The organism is Ruegeria sp. THAF33 (assembly GCF_009363615.1).
Taxonomy (GTDB): domain Bacteria; phylum Pseudomonadota; class Alphaproteobacteria; order Rhodobacterales; family Rhodobacteraceae; genus Ruegeria.
On record NZ_CP045384.1, the window covers coordinates 3,234,982 to 3,258,743 of the forward strand.

The 23,762-nt window shown below is 56.9% G+C and carries 26 protein-coding genes; 12 read left to right on the forward strand and 14 right to left on the reverse strand.

The annotated features are described in order from the left end of the window. On the reverse strand, nucleotides 1-1,065 hold the full coding sequence (gene hrcA / locus FIU92_RS16220; RefSeq protein WP_152459604.1) for a heat-inducible transcriptional repressor HrcA: 1,065 nt from the start codon (nucleotides 1,063-1,065) through the stop codon (nucleotides 1-3). Nucleotides 1,066-1,177: 112 nt separating this feature from the next. On the opposite strand from hrcA, the gene rph reads away from it, so the two are divergent. From rph to FIU92_RS16240, 4 genes are read left to right on the forward strand one after another with little or no spacing between them, the layout of a single operon-like run. Continuing rightward, nucleotides 1,178-1,891, forward strand: a complete 714-nt coding sequence (rph, locus tag FIU92_RS16225; RefSeq protein WP_152459605.1) for a ribonuclease PH — start codon at nucleotides 1,178-1,180, stop codon at nucleotides 1,889-1,891. Then, nucleotides 1,888-2,502, forward strand: a complete 615-nt coding sequence (rdgB, locus tag FIU92_RS16230) for an RdgB/HAM1 family non-canonical purine NTP pyrophosphatase (protein WP_152459606.1) — start codon at nucleotides 1,888-1,890, stop codon at nucleotides 2,500-2,502. The genes rph and rdgB overlap by 4 nt, the downstream gene beginning before the upstream one ends. Continuing rightward, complete coding sequence (gene hemW, locus FIU92_RS16235; RefSeq protein ID WP_152459607.1) at nucleotides 2,492-3,646, forward strand: radical SAM family heme chaperone HemW; 1,155 nt, start codon at nucleotides 2,492-2,494, stop codon at nucleotides 3,644-3,646. Before rdgB ends, hemW begins: the two co-directional genes overlap by 11 nt. Before the next feature lie 2 nt (nucleotides 3,647-3,648). Next, the gene (locus tag FIU92_RS16240; RefSeq protein WP_152459608.1) at nucleotides 3,649-4,002 is read left to right on the forward strand and encodes a YbaN family protein; all 354 of its coding nucleotides are present in this window, start codon (nucleotides 3,649-3,651) and stop codon (nucleotides 4,000-4,002) included. On the opposite strand, the gene FIU92_RS16245 is transcribed toward FIU92_RS16240, so the two are convergent. From FIU92_RS16245 to FIU92_RS16275, 7 genes are all read right to left on the reverse strand, one after another. Beyond that, nucleotides 3,992-4,888, reverse strand: coding sequence for a ParB/RepB/Spo0J family partition protein (locus FIU92_RS16245; protein WP_152459609.1), 897 nt, complete (start codon nucleotides 4,886-4,888; stop codon nucleotides 3,992-3,994). The two genes, FIU92_RS16240 and FIU92_RS16245, sit on opposite strands and share 11 nt — an antisense overlap. Before the next feature lie 20 nt (nucleotides 4,889-4,908). Further along, complete coding sequence (locus tag FIU92_RS16250; RefSeq protein WP_152459610.1) at nucleotides 4,909-5,712, reverse strand: ParA family protein; 804 nt, start codon at nucleotides 5,710-5,712, stop codon at nucleotides 4,909-4,911. Next, a complete protein-coding gene (gene rsmG, locus FIU92_RS16255; RefSeq protein WP_371419752.1) occupies nucleotides 5,705-6,322 on the reverse strand; it encodes a 16S rRNA (guanine(527)-N(7))-methyltransferase RsmG in 618 nt (205 codons plus the stop codon). The genes FIU92_RS16250 and rsmG overlap by 8 nt, the downstream gene beginning before the upstream one ends. After that, complete coding sequence (gene mnmG / locus FIU92_RS16260) at nucleotides 6,322-8,190, reverse strand: tRNA uridine-5-carboxymethylaminomethyl(34) synthesis enzyme MnmG (protein ID WP_152459612.1); 1,869 nt, start codon at nucleotides 8,188-8,190, stop codon at nucleotides 6,322-6,324. Before mnmG ends, rsmG begins: the two co-directional genes overlap by 1 nt. 12 nt (nucleotides 8,191-8,202) lie before the next feature. Beyond that, complete coding sequence (gene mnmE, locus FIU92_RS16265; RefSeq protein ID WP_152459613.1) at nucleotides 8,203-9,489, reverse strand: tRNA uridine-5-carboxymethylaminomethyl(34) synthesis GTPase MnmE; 1,287 nt, start codon at nucleotides 9,487-9,489, stop codon at nucleotides 8,203-8,205. 31 nt (nucleotides 9,490-9,520) lie between these two features. Further along, nucleotides 9,521-10,792 (reverse strand): transcription termination factor Rho, encoded by a 1,272-nt coding sequence (gene rho, locus FIU92_RS16270; RefSeq protein ID WP_152459614.1) that lies wholly within the window; start codon nucleotides 10,790-10,792, stop codon nucleotides 9,521-9,523. A gap of 122 nt (nucleotides 10,793-10,914) precedes the next feature. After that, on the reverse strand, nucleotides 10,915-11,364 hold the full coding sequence (locus FIU92_RS16275) for a CopD family protein (RefSeq protein WP_152459615.1): 450 nt from the start codon (nucleotides 11,362-11,364) through the stop codon (nucleotides 10,915-10,917). 404 nt (nucleotides 11,365-11,768) lie between these two features. Between FIU92_RS16275 and FIU92_RS16280 the strand changes: the two genes are divergently transcribed. From FIU92_RS16280 to dnaQ, 4 genes are read left to right on the forward strand one after another with little or no spacing between them, the layout of a single operon-like run. Continuing rightward, nucleotides 11,769-12,368 carry a nucleoside triphosphate pyrophosphatase gene (locus tag FIU92_RS16280; RefSeq protein ID WP_152459616.1) on the forward strand — a complete coding sequence of 200 codons (600 nt, stop codon included), beginning with the start codon at nucleotides 11,769-11,771 and terminating at the stop codon, nucleotides 12,366-12,368. Continuing rightward, entirely contained in the window at nucleotides 12,365-13,198 is an 834-nt protein-coding gene (locus FIU92_RS16285; RefSeq protein WP_152459617.1) for a shikimate dehydrogenase, read from the forward strand. The genes FIU92_RS16280 and FIU92_RS16285 overlap by 4 nt, the downstream gene beginning before the upstream one ends. Beyond that, a complete protein-coding gene (gene coaE, locus FIU92_RS16290) occupies nucleotides 13,195-13,788 on the forward strand; it encodes a dephospho-CoA kinase (RefSeq protein ID WP_152459618.1) in 594 nt (197 codons plus the stop codon). The genes FIU92_RS16285 and coaE overlap by 4 nt, the downstream gene beginning before the upstream one ends. After that, entirely contained in the window at nucleotides 13,781-14,503 is a 723-nt protein-coding gene (gene dnaQ, locus FIU92_RS16295; RefSeq protein ID WP_152459619.1) for a DNA polymerase III subunit epsilon, read from the forward strand. Before coaE ends, dnaQ begins: the two co-directional genes overlap by 8 nt. Nucleotides 14,504-14,527: 24 nt before the next feature. Here the strand turns inward: dnaQ and secB are convergent, their stop codons facing one another. After that, complete coding sequence (gene secB, locus FIU92_RS16300) at nucleotides 14,528-15,028, reverse strand: protein-export chaperone SecB (protein ID WP_152459620.1); 501 nt, start codon at nucleotides 15,026-15,028, stop codon at nucleotides 14,528-14,530. 54 nt (nucleotides 15,029-15,082) lie between these two features. Next, a complete protein-coding gene (locus FIU92_RS16305; RefSeq protein WP_152459621.1) occupies nucleotides 15,083-15,583 on the reverse strand; it encodes an FxsA family protein in 501 nt (166 codons plus the stop codon). 108 nt (nucleotides 15,584-15,691) lie between these two features. Here FIU92_RS16305 and FIU92_RS16310 point away from each other — a divergent pair, with 108 nt between their 5' ends. From FIU92_RS16310 to FIU92_RS16320, 3 genes are read left to right on the forward strand one after another with little or no spacing between them, the layout of a single operon-like run. After that, the gene (locus tag FIU92_RS16310; RefSeq protein WP_152459622.1) at nucleotides 15,692-16,351 is read left to right on the forward strand and encodes a Tim44/TimA family putative adaptor protein; all 660 of its coding nucleotides are present in this window, start codon (nucleotides 15,692-15,694) and stop codon (nucleotides 16,349-16,351) included. Next, nucleotides 16,348-17,388, forward strand: coding sequence for a murein transglycosylase A (locus FIU92_RS16315; RefSeq protein WP_152459623.1), 1,041 nt, complete (start codon nucleotides 16,348-16,350; stop codon nucleotides 17,386-17,388). Before FIU92_RS16310 ends, FIU92_RS16315 begins: the two co-directional genes overlap by 4 nt. Then, complete coding sequence (locus FIU92_RS16320; RefSeq protein WP_152459624.1) at nucleotides 17,388-17,975, forward strand: Smr/MutS family protein; 588 nt, start codon at nucleotides 17,388-17,390, stop codon at nucleotides 17,973-17,975. Before FIU92_RS16315 ends, FIU92_RS16320 begins: the two co-directional genes overlap by 1 nt. Here FIU92_RS16320 and FIU92_RS16325 read toward each other — a convergent pair. The 3 genes from FIU92_RS16325 to hslU all read right to left on the reverse strand — a co-directional run bounded on the left by FIU92_RS16325 (nucleotide 17,972) and on the right by hslU (nucleotide 21,695). Then, nucleotides 17,972-19,192, reverse strand: a complete 1,221-nt coding sequence (locus FIU92_RS16325; protein WP_172978513.1) for an MFS transporter — start codon at nucleotides 19,190-19,192, stop codon at nucleotides 17,972-17,974. The genes FIU92_RS16320 and FIU92_RS16325 overlap by 4 nt on opposite strands. After that, on the reverse strand, nucleotides 19,189-20,319 hold the full coding sequence (locus tag FIU92_RS16330) for an alpha/beta hydrolase (RefSeq protein ID WP_371419720.1): 1,131 nt from the start codon (nucleotides 20,317-20,319) through the stop codon (nucleotides 19,189-19,191). Before FIU92_RS16330 ends, FIU92_RS16325 begins: the two co-directional genes overlap by 4 nt. Before the next feature lie 68 nt (nucleotides 20,320-20,387). Beyond that, complete coding sequence (gene hslU / locus FIU92_RS16335; RefSeq protein ID WP_152459626.1) at nucleotides 20,388-21,695, reverse strand: ATP-dependent protease ATPase subunit HslU; 1,308 nt, start codon at nucleotides 21,693-21,695, stop codon at nucleotides 20,388-20,390. A 192-nt stretch (nucleotides 21,696-21,887) separates the two neighbouring features. On the opposite strand from hslU, the gene FIU92_RS16340 reads away from it, so the two are divergent. Continuing rightward, nucleotides 21,888-23,129, forward strand: coding sequence for an MFS transporter (locus FIU92_RS16340; RefSeq protein WP_152459627.1), 1,242 nt, complete (start codon nucleotides 21,888-21,890; stop codon nucleotides 23,127-23,129). Here FIU92_RS16340 and hslV read toward each other — a convergent pair. Then, nucleotides 23,121-23,678 (reverse strand): ATP-dependent protease subunit HslV, encoded by a 558-nt coding sequence (hslV, locus tag FIU92_RS16345; protein ID WP_152459628.1) that lies wholly within the window; start codon nucleotides 23,676-23,678, stop codon nucleotides 23,121-23,123. The genes FIU92_RS16340 and hslV overlap by 9 nt on opposite strands. Nucleotides 23,679-23,762 lie beyond the last annotated feature (84 nt).

Below are 23,762 nucleotides of genomic sequence, written 5' to 3' on the forward strand. Positions count from 1 at the left end.
CTAGCTCCGGTCGGATATCAGCTTGCCGACCAGTTGCGCCGTATAGTCCACGATCGGTACGATCCGCCCATAGTTCAGACGGGTGGGTCCGATAACCCCAACCGCACCGATTATCTTTCGATCAGCGTTCATATAAGGAGACACCACCAAAGAGGAACCCGAAAGTGAGAAAAGTTTGTTCTCAGAGCCGATAAAAATGCGCACACCCTCGCCTTCTTCGGTCAATTCAAGGAATTCGGCGATGTCTCGCTTGCGTTCAAGGTCATCGAACAGGGTGCGGATGCGGTCAAGTTCCTCGGCCTGACCGGGTTCGTTCAAAAGATTCGCGCGCCCGCGCACGATCAATCGGGCCGAGTCGCTTCCGTCTCCGTCCCAAACGGCCATTCCGCTTTCGACCATCTCACGCGCCAGGGTGTCGATTTCCTGCTTACGCGCATCGATCTGAGTCTGCATCTGCCGCCGCACTTCGCTGAGTGTCCGCCCCTCGATAAGTGCGTTCAGGAAATTCGCGGCCTCGCGCATTGAACTGGGAGTTTGCCCGGGCGGCGGCGTGAACAGCCGGTTTTCCACATGTCCGTCCGAGAAAACCAAAACCACCAAAGCCCGGTCATGGCCCAGAGAAACAAATTCGATATGTTTGATTTCCGATTCATGCTTGGGCGTCAAAACCAGCGAGGCCCCTTGTGTCACGTTTGACAAGGCAGACCCGACACGGTCCAGCATTCCACCAACATCACCCGTGTTAGAGCCTAATGTCTGTTCCAGTTTCTGCCGGTCATCTGCACCCAGGTCGCCGACCTCAAGCAATCCGTCCACAAACATTCTCAGACCTTGCTGCGTCGGGATTCGACCGGCGCTGACATGGGGGCTGTCCAGAAGGCCCAGAAACTCCAGATCCTGCATCACATTGCGGACAGTTGCGGCGCTGACTTTTTCGGACAACGTACGTGTCAAAGTACGGCTGCCGACGGGCTCTCCGCTTTCCAGATAGCTCTCGACAATCAGCCGGAACACTTCTCGTGACCGGTCGTTCATCTCGTCCAGTATCTTGCTCGCTTCGCTCATCCGTGTTCCCCTGCTCGCTTGTCATTAAATAGCAGGCAAATGAAAGGTCAATCGGGGTTGCATCGTAACGCTGCGGGGCGTTATCCCCAACCCAGCAAACAAAGGAATTCCGATGCGACCCTCTGGAAGAGATTTAAGTGAAATGCGCGCCGTTTCAATCGAGACGGGAGTCACGAAACATGCCGAAGGTTCCTGCCTGATCAAAATGGGCGACACGCATGTTTTGTGCACCGCCACGATCGAAGATCGCGTGCCGCCGTTTATCAAGGGCTCGGGCCTGGGATGGGTCACAGCCGAATACGGCATGTTGCCCCGCGCCACCAATACGCGGATGCGGCGCGAGGCGGCCGCGGGCAAACAGGGGGGCCGTACGGTCGAAATCCAGCGCCTGATCGGCCGCGCCCTGCGCGCCGGCGTTGATCGGGTTGCTCTGGGTGAGCGTCAGATCACCGTGGACTGTGATGTGATCCAGGCCGATGGCGGCACCCGCTGCGCCTCGATCACCGGCGGCTGGGTCGCGCTGCGGCTGGCGGTGAACAAGTTGATGAAGGCCGGCGATGTGATCTCGGACCCGCTGGTTGATCCGGTCGCGGCCGTGTCCTGTGGTATTTATGCAGGTCAGCCGGTGCTGGACCTTGATTACCCCGAAGACAGCGAAGCAGGCGTAGATGGCAACTTCATCATGACCGGATCCGGCAAACTGATCGAAGTACAGATGAGCGCCGAAGGCTCGGTCTTCAGCCGCGCCCAAATGGATCAACTGATGGATCTGGCGGAAAAAGGCGTGTCCGAACTGGCGACCGCGCAAAAGGCCGCCACCGCATGACCCGCAAGTTCGACGGCGACAGATTGCTGGTCGCCACCCACAACAAAGGCAAGCTTGAGGAGATGGCGCATCTGCTCGAGCCCTTTGGCGTGACGGTCGTGGGCGCGGCCGAGATGGACCTGCCCGAGCCGGAAGAGACCGAGGACACATTTGTCGGCAACGCCCGGATAAAGGCTCACGCCGCCGCACAGGCCACCGGACTGCCCGCCCTGTCCGACGATTCCGGGATCACCATCGACGCGCTGAACGGAGCGCCGGGCGTGTACACGGCTGATTGGGCCGAAACCGGAAATGGCCGCGATTTTCTGATGGCCATGACCCGCGCCCATGATGAGCTCGAAGCAAAAAACGCACCGCACCCCCGCACGGCCCAATTCCGCTGCACGTTGGTTCTGGCCTGGCCCGACGGGCACGACGAGGTGTTCGAAGGCGTCGCGCCCGGTCATCTGGTCTGGCCGATCCGCGGCAAGGATGGGTTCGGCTATGACCCGATGTTTGTCCCCGACGGCTACGACATTACCTTTGCCGAGATGGATCGCTGGGAAAAAAACAAGATCAGCCATCGTGGTCGCGCGGTGGAAATGTTCGTGAAAGGCTGCTTTGGCGGATGATTGGCGCAACGGGGGCTTTGGCCTGTACGTGCATTGGCCCTTTTGCGAGGCCAAATGCCCCTATTGCGACTTCAACAGCCATGTTTCCAAAAATATTGATCAAAAACAATGGCTTGACTCCTATCTGTCCGAGCTTCATCGATCCGCTGCCGAAACGCCCGATCGGGTTCTGAACACGATCTTCTTTGGCGGCGGCACCCCGTCGCTGATGGCGCCCGAAACCGTGGCCGCCGTGATCGACACCGCCCGCGCCCTGTGGCGGCCCGCCAATGACATGGAAATCACCCTCGAGGCCAATCCCGGTTCGGTCGAGGCCGGGCGGTTCGCCGCCTATCGCGATGCGGGCGTGAACCGGGTTTCGATGGGCATTCAGGCAATGAATGACGAAGACCTGAGGCGGCTGGGCCGCATCCACACCGCGGCAGAGGCCCGCGCCGCCTTTGACATCGCCCGCAACTGTTTCAACCGGGTCAGCTTTGACCTGATCTATGCGCGCCAACACCAGACACTGGACGCCTGGCAAGAGGAACTGACCCAAGCGCTATCGATGGCCATCGACCACCTGTCGCTCTATCAATTGACGATCGAAGACGGGACGGCCTTTGGGGATCGATACGCCGTCGGTAAGTTACGCGGCTTGCCCGAAGATGACAGTGCGGCCGACATGTATCTGGCCACGCAGGAAATCTGCGAAGCGCATGGCTTGCCGGCCTATGAAGTTTCGAACCATGCCCGACCTGGCGCAGAATCGCAGCACAACCTGATTTACTGGCGATACGGCGATTATGTCGGTATCGGCCCCGGCGCCCATGGGAGGATTACCCTGAATGGTCAGAAATACGCGACCGAAACCTATCTGAACCCCCAGCGTTGGCTTGATGCCGCCAATCAAGGCAGTGGTGAAAAGAATCGCAGCGCGTTGCCCCTTGAAGATCAGGCAAATGAATACCTTATGATGGGTATGAGAATTACTGAGGGACTAGATATGGACAGGTGGCAAAGTTTGTCTGGCCGCTCTCTTCCCTCTGAAACCATAGATCATCTGACCGACATCAACATGGTTCGGCGCAGCAACGGGCGCCTCATCGCCACATCAGATGGGCGCGCCGTATTGAACGCAGTCATCCGGGAGCTGTTGGACTGAGCATGCAGTATCTTTGGGCCGGACTGGGATTGCTTTGTGTTGCCATGGCGGCTGTTGGGGTTGTCCTGCCCCTTCTTCCTACGGTGCCTTTTCTTCTGCTTGCCGCGTTTTTCTTCGCCCGCTCATCCTCGCGGCTGCACAATTGGCTTGTGACCCATAACCTTTTTGGGCCACTGATTCTTGATTGGCAAAGCTCCGGCGCCATTCGACCAGCCGCAAAAAAGGCGGCAACCGTCTCGATCGCCGCCGTTTTCGGACTCTCTGTTTTGTTGTCAGCACCGCTTTTCGTGTTGATCATTCAGGCGGTTGTGCTGGGCGGTGTCATGATCTTTATCTGGTCACGTCCTAACGGCTGAGCTTGGCGCACAAGTCGTCCAACTGATCCAGATTTTCGTAGGTCAGAACAACTTGTCCCGTTTCCGTTCCGGCCTTGTGATTGATTGACACTTTCATCGCCAGGATCGCGGACAGGTCTTTTTCCAAGGCACGTGTGTCTGCATCCTTTCCGGCATCCAGATTTCTGGAGCGGGGTGCAGAACGCTCGGCACTGCCTTGCTGCTGTTTTTTGACCAAAGCCTCGGTTGCGCGCACCGACAAGCCATCCTTGACGATATGTTTCGCAAGTTCCGACGGATTTTCCGCCGTAATCAGTGCCCTGGCGTGCCCCGCAGACAATTTACCTTCAATAACAAGGGTTTGCACATCTAACGGCAAGGACAGAAGCCGTAAAAGATTTGCGATGTGGCTGCGGCTTTTGCCTAGGGCCTCGGCAAGCTTTTCCTGTGTATGACCAAATCGGTCCATCAACTGCTTGTAGCCGGCGGCCTCTTCCACCGCGTTCAGATCCGCGCGTTGGATGTTTTCGATAATCGCAACTTCCAACACTTCCGTATCATCGAATTCACGCACAATCACCGGGATATCATGCAGCTGCGCCATCTGCGCCGCACGCCAACGGCGTTCCCCCGCGACGATTTCGTATTCATCGGACCCCGTCGCGCGAACAATCAAGGGCTGAATGATACCTTTTTCCTTGACCGACGCTGCCAGCTCGTCCAACTGCTCGGGCATAAATGTCCGGCGCGGCTGGTTGGGGTTGGCTTTCAACTTTTCAATCGGGACTTTCAGATCCGGTCTGCGTGCATCCGTTGAAATCCGGCCTTCTGATTCAGGATTCACATCCGCCATAAGGGCAGACAACCCCCGCCCCAAACCTCTGGACTTTGCTTTCTTGGCGCTCATGTCGCCCTCCTCGTTCCCGCTCAGGCAGCGGTCTTATTGTTCTTGTGCAAGATCTCACGAGCAAGATGCCGGTAGGCCATGGCCCCAAGCGATCCCGAGTCATATTGCAAAACAGGCAGCGCATATGACGGCGCTTCGCTGACCCGCACATTTCTGGGTATTTTCGTTTTAAAGACCATCTCACCCAGATTGTCACGCGCGTCCTTTTCAACCTGACGGGACAAGTTGTTGCGGTTGTCATACATGGTCAACACAATACCTTCGATTCTCAGATCCGGGTTAGCCGTTTGGCGGACCTCTCGAATCGTGAGCATCAGTTGTGAAAGCCCTTCAAGGGCAAAGAACTCGCTCTGCAGCGGAACAAGCACCGAATGCGAAGCAACCATTGCATTCACGGTCAGCAAGTTTAAGGACGGCGGGCAGTCGATAAGCACAAAATCCAGTTCAAACGCATCTATGGCTGGCTGCCTCAAAGCATCATGCAAAAGATAGCTACGTTTTTCGTTGGAGATCAGTTCAATATCGGCGGAACTCAGATCAACGGTCGCCGGAACAACGAAAAGACCTTCGATTTCAGTCTCCTGAACGACGGCCTCCAATGGCGCGTCGTCAAGGATCAGATCATAAGTTGTCCAGTCTCGATCTTCGACACCCAAACCTGTCGAAGCATTCCCCTGCGGGTCAAGGTCAACCACCAGAACCCGACACCCGGATTCGGCCAATCCTGCTGCAAGGTTGATTGCTGTGGTTGTTTTTCCGACCCCACCCTTCTGATTGGCAACAGCAATTATCCGAGGCCCTGAAGGTCGAGACAAATCAACCACGTGATACTCCATTTATCTTAAGGATAACGGCTTGAGGTTCAGTTAAACTTGTAATCGCCTCAGCTTCGAAATTCCATTCCTCACGTGCGTCTTCCAGCTCTTTTTTCCAATTTGCACCTTTGGGCAACAACGCTGTCCCGTTGGTGTGTAAATGCCTGTCACAAAAGGACAACAGGGTGCGCAAGTCAGCCAGCGCTCGGGCGGAAACTATGTTTGCAGCCAAAGGATCAACCGATTCTATCCTTTTTGAAGTAACCGTGCATTTTATACCGCATTCCCGCGCAACGCTGCGCAAGAAAGCCGATTTCCGCTGGTCGCTCTCGATCATATTGAATGCGGCGCCTGGGTTTTCTTCCGCGGCGATGATGGCGCAGACCATACCCGGGAATCCGCCTCCGCTTCCCAGGTCCGCCCAGGTGTCAAACCTGTCAGCGCACCGATAGACTTGCACCGAATCCAGAATATGCCGGTCCCAGATATGCTCCAAACTGTTCTTCGACACGAGGTTGATCTTAGGATTCCAACGCTTCACCAGATCAACATAGGTCACGAGGCGATCGAATGTTTCACGTGAAACATTTAGGTCTCCAAACTTCGAATAATCAACCATCATGCCTGACGAGCTCTTTGATCCCGGCGTAGTTTTGCCAGAACAAGCGTCAGCGCTGCCGGAGTAACGCCCTCGACACGACTTGCCTGAGCGATATTGGCGGGTTTCGCTTGCGACAGCTTCTGTTTCATCTCCGACGACAGGCCGTCCAAGGCAAAATAGTCGAACTCATGCGGGATGACATAGGATTCATCCCGCTTCATTGCTTCGACATCTCGCTTCTGTCTGGCAATGTAGTTGGCATACAAGGCGTCCCGCTCGATCTGGAGCCTGATTTTTGGGTCGACGTCCTGCAAATCAGGAACGAGAGGCAACAAATCTTCGAACGAGGTGTCGGGGAATGCCAGAATTGCCATCCCATCTCTACGGTTTCCGTCCTGATTAACGTTTATACCGGCAGCGAGAACTTCCTTGGGTGTGTAAGTGCGTTCCGTCAGCTTTAACTTCACACTCTCAAGTTGGTTCATTTTATCTTCGAACTGAATCTTGCGCCCTTCTCCGACGCACCCCAGCTCCAAACCAAGCGGTGTCAACCGTTGATCAGCATTGTCGGCACGCAGAGATAGCCGGAACTCCGCGCGCGACGTGAACATGCGGTAAGGTTCGGCAACCCCTCGAGTTGTCAAATCGTCGATCATTACACCAATATAACTGTCGGATCGTGTAAAATGGATGGGCTCCCGCCCTTGGGTCTCCAACGCTGCGTTGAGGCCGGCCACCATGCCCTGAGCCGCGGCTTCCTCATATCCTGTGGTCCCATTTATCTGGCCCGCTAGATATAGTCCGGGAACAGTCGGCAAGGATAAAGAAGCGCTCAGGACACGCGGATCAACATAATCGTATTCGATTGCATATCCCGGTTGCAGAATCTCTGCATTTTCCAAGCCTTTGATTGAACGCACATAGTCCAGCTGAACATCCTGGGGCAGAGATGTCGATATGCCGTTCGGATAGATTGTGTGGTCGTTGACCCCTTCGGGTTCAAGGAAGATTTGATGCGATTCCTTGTCGGCGAAGCGTACGATCTTGTCTTCGATCGAAGGACAATAACGCGGGCCTACCCCATCAATGTGACCGCCATACATGGCAGATTTCGAAAGATTTGCCGCAATTATTTCATGTGTTTGCGCATTTGTATGCGTAATTCCGCAAGAAATCTGGGGCGCGACAACGGATTTCGACATGAAAGAAAACAGGGTTGGTTCATCGTCGCCGTCCTGCCTTTCAAGATCGGACCAATCAATGCTCCGCCCGTCCAGACGCGGCGGTGTGCCGGTTTTCAATCGCCCCATAGGAAGACCGTATCCATCCAACCGCTCTGCCAGTTTGATGGAGGGCCGATCCCCCATTCTCCCGCCTGGGCGAGACACGTCACCAATATGGATGATGCCCCTTAAAAAGGTACCGGACGTCAGAATAACGGCGCGGGCGGAAAGTTCTGATCCATCGGAAAGAACAACACCTGCAACCTTTTCGCCGTTCATCAGGAAATCGACAACCTCGCCGACAACGACGGACAGGTTATCCTGCTTCTCCGTTACCTGTTGCATAGCAAGACGATAAAGGGCGCGATCCGCCTGCGCTCTCGGCCCCTGAACGGCGGGCCCCTTTCGACGGTTCAATAATCGAAACTGAATGCCGGCCTGATCCGCCACGCGACCCATGACGCCATCCAAGGCGTCGATCTCACGCACAAGATGGCCTTTCCCCAAACCGCCAATCGCTGGATTGCAGGACATGACGCCAATGTCCGTTGCAGACAGCGTCACCAACGCCGTTGTAGCGCCCATTCTGGCTGATGCATGAGCGGCCTCGGTTCCGGCATGACCTGCGCCGATGACGATGACATCAAACTTCGAATGTTTCACGTGAAACACTCCTTATTTTCCCAAACAGAAGCTGGAGAAGATTTCATCCAACAGAGTTTCCACGTCTATTCTGCCCACCAGGGATTCAAGGGCGCGAATGGCGGTTCTCAGCTCCTCTGCTGCGATATCATACAGGTCTGGGCCTGATTCCAGAACCGAGATTGCAGATGTAAGTGAATCCAATGCTCTGGTGATTGCAATGCGGTGTCGTTCCCGAGTTGCAATACCATGGGTAGTGGTTCGCTGGCGCAAAATACACGATATCTGGTCTACTAACGCATCTATTCCCTGGCCTGTTTTCCCTGACACACCCTTTCCCCCGATCCCCCGAAGGTCTGCTTTGGGGAAAACATGTATATCATCTTCCCGCATCTCCACCCCCAGGTCCTTCGGTGTTTCAGACAGGAAAACGCGAAGATCGGCGGCCTCCGCTCTGCTGCGCGCAAGCTCGATACCCAGGTTTTCGACATGATCTTCGGTCTCTCGCAGCCCTGCCGTATCCAGCAAGGTCACCGGTAAACCAGCCAGATCCATTCGAACTTCGATCACATCGCGCGTGGTCCCGGCATATTCCGAAGTAATGGCCGCCTCACGGCCTGCCAAGGCATTCAAAAGGGTGGATTTTCCCGCATTTGGAAGGCCGACGATCGCAACCTCGAACCCTGTACGAATTCGCTCGGCAATCTTGACGCCATCTGCTTCACGATGAAGGTCTGACATGACGCCTTGGACCAACTCGCGCACTTCCGGCGTCACATCGGTTGGAACTTCTTCATCAGCAAAATCGATGACAGCCTCCAACAGGGACGCAGCGCGTATCAAATCCCGACGCCACCGTTCGGCCAATGTGCCCAGCTCGCCCGCCAGAATGGTCTGCGCCTGCTTGCGTTGTGCTTCCGTTTCTGCATCGATTAGATCGGCTAGGCCTTCAACCTGAGTCAGGTCCATCTTGCCGTTTTCCAGCGCCCGGCGTGTGAACTCACCCGGTTCAGCGATACGCAACCCTTCCGTATCCGACAGGCAGCGCAGAACGGCGTTGACAGAGGCGGTGCTTCCATGAATCTGAAGCTCGGCCACGTCCTCACCGGTAAAACTGGCCGGAGCCTGGAAGGTCAAGACTAATCCGTCGTCCAAACGTGATCCACCATGATCGGTCAGAGTGCGCAGGACCATGCCACGCTTTGGCAGCGCACCACCCGTCAGACGCGCCGCTGCTGAATGGGAGTCCGGACCCGAGAGGCGGATGACCGCTACCCCGGCTTTGCCCTGCGCGCTGGCCAAGGCGAATATCGTATCCATTCGAAGGCCTCGCTAGAGTTAAAGACCAGTGTCAGGTGTTCATGGAATCGAAGAATTCGCTGTTTGTCTTTGTCTGCTTCAACTTGGACAACAAGAACTCGATTGCATCGGTCGTGCCCATCGGGTTGAGGATACGCCGCAGAACGAAGGTCTTGGCCAGATCGCCCTTGTCGACCAAAAGATCCTCTTTCCGCGTGCCGGATTTGAGGATGTCGATGGCCGGGAACACTCGCTTGTCCGCGATCTTGCGATCCAGAACGATTTCCGAGTTGCCTGTACCTTTGAATTCTTCAAAGATGACCTCGTCCATCCGGCTGCCGGTATCAATCAGTGCGGTCGCGATGATGGTCAGCGAACCACCCTCTTCAATGTTCCGCGCCGCGCCAAAGAAACGCTTGGGCCGTTGCAGGGCGTTTGCGTCCACACCACCGGTCAGAACTTTACCCGAGGATGGGACCACTGTGTTAAAGGCCCTACCAAGTCTTGTGATCGAATCGAGAAGAATAACAACATCTCGTTTATGTTCGACCAAACGCTTGGCTTTTTCGATGACCATTTCCGACACGGCCACGTGGCGCGTCGCGGGTTCATCAAAGGTCGAGGATACCACCTCCCCCTTTACCGAACGCTGCATGTCGGTGACTTCTTCCGGGCGTTCGTCGATCAGCAGGACGATCAGGTAGCATTCCGGGTGGTTCCGTTCGATCGAATGCGCGATGTTTTGCAGGATCACCGTCTTACCGGTGCGCGGCGGCGCCACGATCAACGACCGCTGGCCCTTGCCGATCGGCGCGACCAGGTCGATCACACGTGCGGACTTGTCCTTGATGGTCGGATCCTCGATCTCCATCTTCAGCCGCTCATCCGGATAAAGCGGCGTCAGGTTGTCGAACAGGATCTTATGCTTGGCCTTTTCCGGGTCTTCGAAGTTGATCTTGGTCACCTTCGTCAGCGCGAAATAGCGCTCATTCTCATCCGGAGCTTTGATCTCGCCTTCCACGGTATCCCCTGTCCGCAATGAGTGCTGGCGGATCATCTCGGGTGAGACATAGATGTCATCCGGGCCGGGCAGATAGTTCGCCTCGGGCGAGCGCAGGAAGCCGAAACCGTCCTGAAGCACTTCAAGTACGCCATCGCCACCAACGGTCCAGCCTTCATCGGCGCGTTCACGCAGGATCTGGAACATCATCTCGCCCTTGCGCATGGTCGAGGCGTTTTCGATCTCCAGCTCTTCGGCCATCGCCAGAAGGTCTTTAGGGCTTTTGGCTTTCAGATCAGCAAGATTCAGGGATTCGGTTGTCATGATATATACCTTCACCGCTGACAGTGCGGCACGAAGTGGAATTTCAGTATGGAAGATACGCCGCCCGGACGGGCGTGTTGATCCCTACATAAGCGCAGTGACGGGCGGAGTCAAACAGGCCCTCAGAACTTCAGAACAACCGCCAGAACGATGGCAACCATCAAAACGGTCGGGACCTCGTTCATCATGCGAAACTGCCGCCCACTGAGCATGTTTCGCCCTTCCAGAAAATCCTTGCGTCGCGCCATCAGCCAGTGATGGAACCAGGTCATGCCGATTACGGCAGCGCCCTTGACCCAAGGCCAGCTCCAATCCCACCCCACGATGCCCGGCGTGAACACCATGATCAAACCACAAACCCACGCAACGATCATCGCCGGTCTCATGATCACACGCAGCAGCTTTTCTTCCATTTCAAAGAAAATGTCCTGTGCGCCTTCTACGGCCTGTGCCTTTTCGACGTGATAGACAAACAACCTGGGCAGATAGAACAGGCCCGCCATCCACGAAATCACCGCCATGATATGGAGCGATTTCACCCATGGGTACAAAGTGAACAGAAGATCGGTCATTTCGGCTCCGGGCGTTGTTCGGGACCCTCCCTAATAAAAAAATAAGAAAAGAAAAAGGATGATGGTTTTGTAGGGTGAGTAAAATCCGTGGATTACTTTTTTACACAAGTGTTTTCCCCAGGTGGACAGAACACGGAATTTTTCACGTGATTCTGTTGGTGGATATTTTTAACATTTAAAATCAATTATTTATTATCAGTATTCCTTGTTCCACTTGGGGATAACTGGTAGGAGAATTTGGGATATCGGGCTTTTCCAGAGAAACTGACTTATCCTTGTCCGGACGGGATGGGATTTGAGCGACTCGGGGATCTCTGGCGCGAAATCCCCGGGGTTGCGTGTCAACCGGAAAACCATACAAAGCACCCCTGAACTCTCAATGATTTGCGCACGGGGTTTTCCACATGTCTGTCCCCATTCTTCTTGCTTCCGGGTCTGCCATTCGCGCGCAGCTGCTTGAAAATGCAGGCGTACCGTTTGTGGTTCAAACCGCGCGCGTGGATGAAGAGACGGCCAAACGCGCCCTGCTGGCTGAAAACGCATCTCCACGGGACATTGCCGATACACTCGCAGAAATGAAGGCGCGGAAGGTAAGCGACAAAAATCCCGGTGCCATGGTTCTGGGATGTGATCAGGTTCTGGATTTTGACGGTCAGCTGATGTCAAAGCCGGAAACCCCCGAACAGGCGTTGGCCCAGCTGAAAGCCATGCGTGGCAAGCGTCACATGCTTTTGTCCGCAGCGGTGATCTATCAGAATGCTCAGCCGGTCTGGCGGCATGTGGGGCAGGTACGATTGCGGATGCGGGCCAGTTCCGATGCCTATCTGAAAGATTACGTCGCGCGAAACTGGGACAGTATCCGCCACGCCGTAGGAGCTTACAAGCTGGAGGAAGAAGGTGTCCGCCTGTTCGCCACCATTGACGGCGACTATTTTAACGTTTTGGGTATGCCCCTGTTGGAGCTGCTCAACTTTCTGGCTGTCAAAGGGGTAATCGATCAATGACGGACTATCGGGTTCCTTTGGCCGGTGTGATTGGACATCCCATTGGTCACTCACGATCCCCCAAACTGCATGGTCATTGGCTGAAGACATACGGTCTTGCCGGTCATTACATCCCGATGGATGTGGCACCCGCCGACCTGGAAACTGTGCTGCGCACCCTGCCCAAGGCGGGTTTTGTCGGCGCCAATGTGACCGTTCCCCACAAGGAAGCCGCCTTGAAGATCGCGGATCATGCGTCTGACCGCGCAACGGTGATAGGTGCGGCGAACACTCTGGTGTTTCGTGAAGATGGCTCGATCCACGCGGATAACACTGACGGGTACGGGTTCATGGAGAATCTTCGCACCGGTGCGCCAGACTGGAATGCAAAGGACGGACCGGCTGTTGTCTTCGGGGCCGGAGGGGCCGCGCGCGCCGTGTTGCAGGCATTGTCTGACGCGGGTGTTCCAGAAATCCTGCTGACCAACCGAACCCGCGCCCGAGCGGATCATCTGAAAGAGGAATTCGGTCAACGTATCCGCGTGGTGGATTGGGTTCAGGCCGGAAATGTCATCGAAAACGCAGAACTCGTGGTGAACACCACTTCGTTGGGCATGCAAGGCCAACCGGAATTGCGGGTTCCGCTTGACGGGTTGCAGCCCGGTGCCGTGGTGACGGATCTGGTTTATGCGCCATTGAAAACCCGCCTGTTGCAAACCGCTGAACAGGCTGGATGCACCGCAGTCGATGGGCTGGGCATGTTGTTGCATCAGGCAGTGCCCGGTTTCGAACGCTGGTTCGGCATGCGCCCCGAAGTTGATGCTGATGCGCGTGCGGCGGCCTTGGCATGAGTTTTGCGCTTGGCCTAACCGGTTCCATCGGCATGGGGAAAAGCACAACGGCGCAGATGTTCGTCGAAGAAGGTTGTGCCTTGTGGGATGCGGACGCGGCGGTGCATCGCCTGTATTCCAGGGGGGGCGCGGCCGTTGGCCCCATGGAACGATTGTTTCCGTCGGCCATTCAGGACGGTGCGGTCAACCGGGAGGCGCTGAAACAGATAATTGCGGCCGATCCTGCTGCGCTGAAGGCCATCGAAGCCATCGTCCACCCTCTGGTCGCTGCTGACCGCGCAGCATTTCGTGAAGCCGCGACAAACGACATCCTGGTCTTCGACATTCCGCTTTTGTTTGAAACGGGCGGTGACGTGGCGATGGACGCGGTGGCTTGTGTTTCGATCCCGGCCAACGAGCAAAAGCGGCGTGTCATGGAACGTGGTACAATGACCGAGGCGCAGTTCGAGCAAATCCGCGCCAAGCAGATGCCGAATGAAGAAAAATGCGCGCGGTCGGATTACGTCATCGTGACCGACACTCTGGACCACGCCCGCGCGCAGGTGCAGGATGTGGTCAGGCAAATACGGGCGGGGATGGCAGATGCGTGAAATTGTACTCGACACCGAAACCACGGGTTTCGATCCCGAAAGCGGTGATCGGATCGTGGAAATCGGCGCCGTTGAACTGTGGAACCACGTCGCAACGGGTGAGACGTATCACGTCTACATCAACCCCGAACGTTCGATGCCGGAAGAGGCATTTGGCGTGCATGGCATCGGCCCGGACCTGTTGGAAAACCCACGTCCGCCGGAAAAGGGTGAAGTGACGCTGAAAGACAAACCGGTTTTTGCCAAGATCGGTCACGCTTTTCGCGAATTCGTCGGCGATGCGCGGCTAGTGATCCACAATGCATCTTTCGACATGAAGTTCCTGAATGCCGAACTGAAATGGATGGGTGCCCCGCTCATCCCGATGGAACAGGCGCTGGATACGCTGGCGATTGCGCGCAAACGGTTTCCCGGTTCGCCGGCCTCACTGGATGCGCTTTGCCGTCGCTTCAATATCGACAACTCGAACCGTGTGCTGCACGGCGCATTGCTCGACTCGGAAATCCTGGCCGAGGTTTATCTTGAGCTGATCGGAGGACGACAGCCCGATTTTGGACTGTCAACATCTGCATCATCCGTGGCAGGCGGCGGCGATGATTGGCGACCGGCACCACGAGCAACGCCACTGCCGTCTCGTATTACCGAGGATGAACGCGCGGCACATGATGCATTCATAGAAAAACTGGGCGACAATGCCCTATGGACCCGCACCTGACCCTGTCAGGCACGGGCCAAACCCTCAGGCGTCTGTCTTCTGGGACTGTTCGGCCTGACGACGCATCAATTCGTTGCGGTACAGGGCGACGAAATCGATATTGTCCAGATTCACCGGTGGGAAACCGCCGTCACGGGTGATGTCGCTGACGATGCGGCGCAGGAACGGGAACAGCATCCGCGGGCATTCGATCATCAGGAACGGGTGCAGCTGGTCTTCCGGCACACCTTCCACGTGGAACAGGCCGCAATAGTCCAGTTCACAAAGGAACAGAACGTCTTCCAGGCCTTTGGCTTTGGATGTCAGGTTCAGCTTGATCGACACTTCGAACTGGTGGTCTGCCGGGCGCTTCTTGGCGTCAAGATTCACCTGAACCGCGATTTCGGGCTGTACGTCACCGGAAACACCCTTCTGGGCCATCACGTTCTCAAAGGACATGTCGCGGATGAACTGCCCCAGAACACGCATCTGAACTTGCGGGGCGGCTTTGGCCGCAGTGTTTTCTGCAGCTTTTTCTTCGGCCATGGATCTACTCCAAAAATGAAATTCGCCACTGCTTATCAAGTTGGGCGCGGCACCTCAATGCCGGTGGGGGCCTTCCACCCATTTAGACGGCTTTGACGGATCATTTTTCGGGCGGACCTCGGTAAAGTCGCCATCTATGATGTCACCCTGATCGAACGGATTTCCCCGAGACTGAAAACCGGGGCCTTGGCCCATCTGAAACTGGGTAACGGTGACTTTTGATCTGAGATACCTGAAAACCGCAACCCGCACGCCGGGAACAAGCAACGCAAATCCAATGGCATCAGTGAAAAATCCCGGTGTAAGCAACAAAGCGCCCGACAACAGGATCATCGCACCATGCGCCAGCGGTTCGGTCGGGTCGTCCAGTTCGGCAAACGACCGTTGCAGGTTTCCCAACGCCATGCGACCTTGTGTCCGCACCAAAACAGTGCCCAAAACCGCCGTCAGCACTACGATGGCAAGGGTTGGCCACAAGCCGATCAACCCGCCAACCTGAATAAACAGCGCGATCTCGATGATAGGCACCAACAAAAATGCCAAGAACAGATACATTTGCGTTATCCTTTCCCTTAGGCCGGGCTGTGGACTTGCCACCTACGGTCACCTACATAGTGGCATGAGGCCGCGTATACAAAGCCGCGGTTCTGAAAAGAGGATGAAATGAACGAACCCATGATCCAGTTGCTGGTCCTGGCCGGAATTGCCGTTTTCCTGATCCTGCGCCTCAAGAGCGTGTTGGGCACGCGTGAAGGTTTTGAGAAACCGCCTGTGCAGCAGCAGCCCGAAGCGCATAAGTCGCGCCGCGATTTCGAAGTGATCGAAGGCGGCCCGGATCATGACATCACAGACCATGTCCCGGAAGACAGCGAGCTGGCACAGACGCTGGCGGCGATGAAACGCGTTGAACCCGGTTTTTCCGTCACCGAGTTTGTTCAGGGTGCCCGCGGTGCCTATGAAATGATCGTGATGGGGTTTGAGAAGGGCAACCTGGACGAGATCCAGCCATTCCTGTCGGAAGAAGTTTTTGAATCCTTCGTTGCGGGCGTCGCCGCACGAGAAGATCAGGGCCTGACGATCGAGGCCGAGTTTATCGGTGTCCGAGAGACGACCCTGACGGATGTGAAATTCGACAAGGATACCAATCAGGCCGAGATCACTATGAAATTCGTGGGTGAACTGACATCGGTCGTGCGGGATCGCGGTGGCGATATCGTCGAAGGCAGCCCCAACACCGTGAAACGCCAAAAGGACAGCTGGACCTTTGCCCGTGTGATGGGCAAGGACGATCCGAACTGGCTGCTTGTTGCCACGGACGCATGATTGCCACGCTCCGGTCGCTTTTACTGGTGGGTGCAATGACCACTGCCAGCGCTGCCGGGGCCGAGGCAACGCGATCCATTCTGTCGTTCGATGATCTGCGTGGCTGGGCCGAGGATGACCACGGTGCAGCCCTGTCAGTTTTTCTGAACACCTGCGGGGATCTGAAGGATCCCGATTGGCGGGCCCTGTGCGGTGTGGCAAGAACCTATGATGCCGAAGCGGCACGGTCGTTCTTTGAGCTCTTTTTTCGCCCTGTTCTGGTCGAGGATGGTGAGGATGCCCTGTTCACGGGGTATTTCGAACCCGAACTTGATGGTGCACGTACCCGGACGGATCGTTTCAAATACCCCATCTACAAAATGCCGCCCGAGGCCCGCGCTGAGGGGCCCTGGCTGAGCCGGCGAGAAATCCTGACCAGTGATGTCATGCAGGGCCGCGGGCTTGAGATTGCCTGGGTCGATGACCCTGTAGAGTTGTTTTTTCTGCAAATCCAGGGTTCGGGCCGCATTCGATTGCCGGATGGCGGCGCTTTGCGCGTCGGGTATGGCGGTGCGAACGGGCATCCCTACAGGTCAATTGGCGTGGAACTGGTGCGGCGCGGCATTCTTGGCGCGCATGAGGTCAGCGCGCAGATGATCCGCGCCTGGGTGCGCAAGAACCCCGAGGCCGGCGCGGAATTGCTGCTCCACAACCCATCATACGTGTTTTTCCGCGAAGTTTCACGTGTCGCGCCCGAGCTTGGGCCGCTGGGCGCCATGAACCGATCTGTCACGACCATGCGCAGCATCGCGGCTGATCCGGCCTATACCCCGCTGGGTGCGCCGGTGTGGGTGGAAAAAGACGGCAAGGAACCGATCCGCCGCCTGATGATTGCGCAGGATACGGGTGCGGCCATCAAAGGCGCGCAGCGGGCCGATATCTTTTTCGGAACGGGGGACGAAGCCGGTCAGGCCGCGGGCAAGCTGAAGGATCCTGGTCGGATGGTGCTGTTGCTGCCCATCCAGCGTGCCTATGCCCTGCTGCCGGATGAATTCTGATGACCCGGCGCAAACTGACAAGCGAAGAGATCGAGCTGTGGCGCAAGGTCGCCAAACAGGCCGAGAGGCTGCACCCCGAGATCCCGCAGACGATCCATCCGACCTCTTTGCCGAAACCCAAGCCCAAGAAAACCCCGAAACCCCGTTTTCAGGCATTCGAACTTGGACAGACCCATCAGTCGAAACCGAAACCGAACGACCTGAAGCCCACGGTGACGGATGCGTTGCGCAATGCACCGGTTCAGATGGACAACAAGGCCTTTGGCCGGATGAAGCGCGGCAAGCTGAAACCCGAAGGCAAGCTGGATCTGCACGGTATGCGGGTGGCTTCGGCCCATCCGACGTTGATCCGATTCATCCTGAGCGCGCAAGCACAGGGTAAGCGTCTGGTTTTGGTCGTGACCGGCAAAGGCAAGGATCGGGACGAGCCCGGTCCGATTCCGACGCCGCGAGGTGTTCTGCGAAATCAGGTTCCTCACTGGTTGTCGATCCCACCGCTGGCCCAGGCGGTGTTGCAGGTCACGCCGGCTCATATAAGCCACGGCGGAGACGGGGCGTATTACGTGTATCTCAGGCGGGTGCGTTAAAGGTCGCGACACGCGCGGGAAATACCGACCCAAACAAGGCTGCATACCAGCACGAAGAACAGACCAATCCAGAAAAACTGAATGCTCAGCGGGATACCAAGGTCAATCAGAACGCCGGTCAGACCTGGGCCGATGGCTGACCCCAGTACCATGACAGCCGCAGCCAGCGCCTTGATGGCCCCGATATGCCGGGTCCCATAGAATTCTGCCCAGAACGCGCTGGGCAACGTGCTGTTCGCTCCGACCGTCAGGCCAAGAAACACCAACCCGATCGTCGCGCCGCTGATTGATTCAGTCATGCCCAAAACCACAAACCCAACCGCCATCGGAAGCTGATAGAATGGCATGATGCGCGCAGTGCCCCATTTGTCCAATGCCCAGCCCGCAGCAAACATCGACAGCAGTGATACTCCGGTAAAGATCGGGAACAGAGCGACCAGTTGGATATGCTGCCAGCCTTTGACCTCGGCGAAATAGACCTGATGGAAGAAAAACGCGGTGATGAATGCCGATGGCGCAAGCACGGCGGGCACCATGAACCAGAACAAGGGGTCAAACAGCGCGTCGCGACGGCTCCAGTGGCGACCCTGCATCCCAATGGCAGAGGATTCGCTGGCAAGGCTTTGCGGTGTTCGTTCCTCGCGCAACAGCCGCATCAGAACGGGTATTCCCAAGGCAGTCATCCCTGCCGCGACCACCCACAGCCAACGCCAGTCCAGGTAAACCATGGCTGCAACAAAGATCAGGGGCAGCAGGGCCTCACCGATGGCATAGCCGATGGATGCAATGGAAAGCGCCTTGCCCCGCGTGACCGTAAACCACCGCGCCATGGCGACCGCGGCCAGATGTGTGCTCATCCCCTGACCCAGCAGGCGCAACAGAAAAATCACCACCGGCAACAGCAGAAGCCAGGTATTCAGCGCCATGGCAAGGGCGGCCAGGGCCAACCCAGCCAGAACCGCCGGACCCAGCACCCGGACGCGAAAGATATCCGTCAGCCCTCCGGCCCAAATCATCACGATGGCCGACAGGGTTGTGCCCAATGTGTATAGCCCACCCCACGCACCGTGGCCGAGGCCGAATTCCGCGCGGATTTCACCGGCAAAGATCGAGATGAAGAATGTCTGCCCGAAGCTGGATAAAAACGTCAGAAGAACGCCGGCGCCAAGCCAGGTGGCATTGTCCAGAAGATACCGACGCAGCTTGAACCGCGTCACGGAGTGGTAACCTGTGCCTGCCCAGTTTCCGTCAGAACAATTTCAGTGGCCCCGTCTGGATTGCGCTCGCTGGGTGGCACCAGAATATCAATGGTCGGTCGATCTTCCCGCCCGAAGGTATTGTTGACACGCCGCAACGAGTTGAGGATCGACAATAAAGCCGGAGAGGTCGCGGCAACGAAATGCGAGGATGCCGCGTCACTGTTGAAAGCAGTCGTGTCGATCACGCTGATCGGGAATTCCTCGAGCGAGTCAACCGAACTGATGTTCCCCAACCGCTGGCCCTCATCCGTGCCACGCAAACGGCCCGAGATGTTCAGGATCTTGTCCTTTTGCGACACCATTACGATGAACGGATCGGGGGGGTTGTCGATACGTTTCATCTGCGAGCGAAACAGATCAAGATCAAGGTCAGGCGAGATCAGAACGACCCCTTCGATGTTTCGCTTGGCCCAGCCGGGTTCCTGCAATTCGGTTTGCCGCATCATCTCCATCGTCAACGCGCCGCCCATGGAATGCGCGACCAGAATAACGCGTTTGACACCCATGGCTTTCAGTTCGCGGATGGTCTGTTCCAACCCGTCGCGGGCGAACAGCATACTGTCCAGATCATAGGCATATCCATAGCCCGTCGCGCGGCTGGGCCAGGAATACACCAGCGTTGATCCGGGGAGGCCGATGTCATGTGTCAGCTGCGCCGCGCGGAAGATCGTTTCGGTCTGGGTCGAATTGTAGCCGTGCACAAAGATAGTGACGTCATCCTGTCCTCGCAGGTGTTTGCGCAGCCCCTGCGGTCCATCCAACTCGGTCACGTCTGCCAGAACGAATTCTTTCCGCGGATTCGGGTTCGCGTAGGAGAAGCGGAGCGTACCCGGAGTATGCGTGGGTGGAATAGAAACCGTCGTTTCCAGGAACCTGAGCGTTTCACCGCGTCGGAATCCATAGGAGCCATCGGCCTCACGCGCGCGGGTCGTGCTTGCGAAGATGGTTTCAGGTTTTCCGATGTTCACGGCACCGGGCACGACCTCGGACACCGTCCGGTCGACACAGGCGCTGAGCGAAAGGGATATGAACAGAATGACGAAGTATCGCAGCACGGGCCAGACCTCGGGGTGACTTGTGCACACGCTAGCCTATTCCTGCGCGACGTCCAGCATGGCAAGACCAAAACAACGGCAAAAAACGGCTGGCCGTGTTACAAAACGTAACGGCTCAGATCAGAGGACTTGGTCAATTCACCAAGATTGTCGCTGACAAACTGTGCATCAACGGTGATCTCCGAACCGGCTTTGTCCGGTGCAGCGAAGGACAGTTCTTCGAAAACCCGCTCCATGACCGTGTAAAGCCGCCGCGCGCCGATGTTTTCGATACTCTGGTTCACGTCAGCCGCAATCTTCGCCAATGCCGCGATGCCGTCTTCGGTAAAGCTGACGGTCACGTCTTCGGTGCCCATCAACGCCGTGTATTGCAAGGTCAGGGCATTGTCGGTTTCGGTCAGGATGCGCACGAAGTCTTCTTCGGTCAGGGCGCGCAGTTCAACGCGGATCGGCAGGCGCCCCTGCAATTCCGGCAACAGATCCGACGGTTTGGCGATGTGAAACGCACCCGAGGCGATGAACAGGATATGATCCGTTTTGACTGGGCCGTGCTTGGTGCTGACGGTGGTTCCCTCGATCAAGGGCAGAAGGTCGCGCTGCACGCCTTCGCGGCTGACATCGCCGCCGCGTGCGTCAGAGCGGGCGCAGACCTTGTCGATCTCATCCAGAAATACGATGCCGTTCTGTTCGACGGATTCCAGCGCGGTGCGGGTGACGGTTTCGTCATCCAGCAGCTTGTCGGCCTCTTCCCCGATAAGCGCATCATAGCTTTCGGCGACGGTCATGCGTTTCTTGACGGTCCGCCCGCCAAAGGCCTTGCCGAAAATGTCGCCCAGATTCATCATGCCCATCTGACCGCCCGGCTGCCCCGGAATGTCGAACATCGGCATCGGGTTCGAGGTGTCGGACAGTTCCAGCTCGATCACCGTGTCGTCCAGTTCGCCGGCTTTCAGCTTTTTGCGGAACATCTCGCGCGTGCCTTCGCGCGCATCTGCGCCTGCAATGGCTTCGATCACCCGATCTTCGGCGGCCTGATGGGCCTTGGCCTTGACGTCTTCGCGCATGAACTCGCGGGTTTGCAGGATGGCCGCATCTGCCAGATCGCGCACGATCTGTTCCACGTCACGACCGACATATCCGACTTCGGTGAACTTGGTGGCCTCGACCTTTATAAACGGCGCGCGGGCCAGTTTTGCCAGGCGGCGGCTGATTTCGGTCTTGCCAACGCCGGTGGGGCCGATCATCAGGATGTTCTTGGGATAGACTTCTTCCCGGATGTCGTCCGGCAATTGCTTGCGGCGCCAGCGATTGCGCAGGGCGACGGCCACGGCGCGCTTGGCGTCCTTCTGCCCGATGATGAAGCGATCCAGTTCCGAGACAATCTCGCGCGGGGTCAGGTCGGTCAAAGGGCAGTCCTTTCGGTCGGCATTTGTGTCATGCGGCTTAGGTAATCACCGCGCGGGCGAAAACAACCAAGCCTGTATTCATGGCCGCGTTGGTTAGCAATGCCGGCTCAGGTTTGCAAATGCTTTGCTTGGGGAATGCGCGAACCCTCTGCTACAGTGATTTCAAGGGTTTGAGGGTCAGGAGCGTAAGACATGACAAATATTGCCAAGATTACCCTTCTGTTTGTGGTGTTTGTGGATCTGATCGGACAGGGGTTGGTCTTTCCCATCATCAACTCGCTGATCATGGAAACGAAATCCGGGTTTCTGCCCGAAAACACGCCCGAGGGGCGCAGGCATTTCTATTACGGCCTTGTGATCGGGTGCTTTTTCCTGTCGTGGTTTCTGGGCGTTGTCTATGTTTCGAAAGTATCGGATTCGATCGGGCGCAAGAACGCTTTGCTGGTGTGTCTGGGCGGTGCTCTGGCCGGGTATGCCCTGACCATTGCCGCGCTTTATCTCAACAGCCTTCTTCTGCTGATCGTCGGGCGTTCGATCACCGGGTTCACAGCGGGCAACCAACCCATTGCGCAAGCGGCGATGATCGACGGCAGCACCGACGCGACAGACCGGGACCGGAACATGGGCTATATCGTGACGGGCGTCAGCTTTGGCCTTGTGGGCGGGCCGATCATCGGCGCGGTCTTGTCTGACGCCGCCCTGCTGGGCGGCTTCGCCACGCTGAGAACGCCCTTTTACGGCGCATTTGTCCTTGTGCTGATTGCAATCTTTCTGGTCCTGTTTTTCTTTCAGGATACCCGAACGGATCGTGCGCCCTTTGTTTTCCGCCCCCGTGACATAACAGACAGCCTGATGGCAGTGCGTAGTCATCCGATGGTGTTGAAGATCCTGCCGGTCTATTCGTTCTTCATGATCGCCAATGTCACCTTCTACGTCTTTGTCGACAATTTCCTGACCAGCGCCTTCGGATACGGAGTCATCGGCGGCAGTATGGCGATGGTCGTCATCGGTGTGGCGCTGGCCTTCTCCAGCACGTTCCTGGTGAAACCCGCGCAAGAGAAATTCAGCAAACATGCGATAATCCACACGTCACTCATCGTCATGGTGATCTGCGGTTTCGCGTTCGCCTTCAGCCCAAGCGGCGTGGTCAGTTATGTGCCGGTCTTTTTCTTCTATTTCCTGTTCGGAATCGCCTACCCCACCATGCTTGGGCTGTTCTCTTCCAGCGTCAGCGAAGCGGATCAGGGCTGGGTCATGGGTGTGACCACTGCCGTGTTCTGCCTTGCGGGCGGGATCATGTCGCTGATCGGGGGCGGATTGATGAGCATCGATATCCGCGTGCCCTACTACATCGTGATCATCGCAGCGATCATTGGCCTGATCGGCATGCATCGCCGCTGGAAAGGCAAGGAGATTTCGGCGCTGTTAGCCTGAGATCGTCTCAACCGTCAGATTACCATTGGTATAGACACAGATATCGGCCGCGATGGCCATTGCCTGACGCGCGACCTCTTCCGCCGACTTGTCACTGTCCATCATCGCGCGGGCAGCGGCCAGGGCAAAATTGCCCCCGGATCCGATGGCAGCCACGTTGTGTTCAGGTTCCAGCACGTCACCCGCCCCGGTGATCACGAACATGTCCTTGCCGTCCGTGACGATCAGCATCGCTTCGAGCTTTTGCAGGTATTTGTCGGTACGCCAGTCTTTGGCCAATTCCACAGAAGCACGGGCAAGTTGGCCCGGTGTCGCCTCGAGCTTGGCCTCCAGCCGTTCCAGCAAGGTGAAGGCGTCTGCCGTCGACCCGGCAAAGCCGGCGACAACTTCGGACCCTCCGGGGGACAGGCGACGCACCTTGCGGGCCGTGCCCTTGATCACGGTTTGACCAAGGCTGACCTGCCCATCACCGGCTATGACGATCTGACCATCCTTCTTGACGCCAATGATCGTCGTGCCGTGCCAACCGGGAAAGTCGTTGTCTGCCATGATCGTCTCCGTTTTCGCTGGCGGTATATATGGGCTGGGTCGCAGGTTGGCGCAACCCGTTCTTCAATTGCCTAAAAGATATGC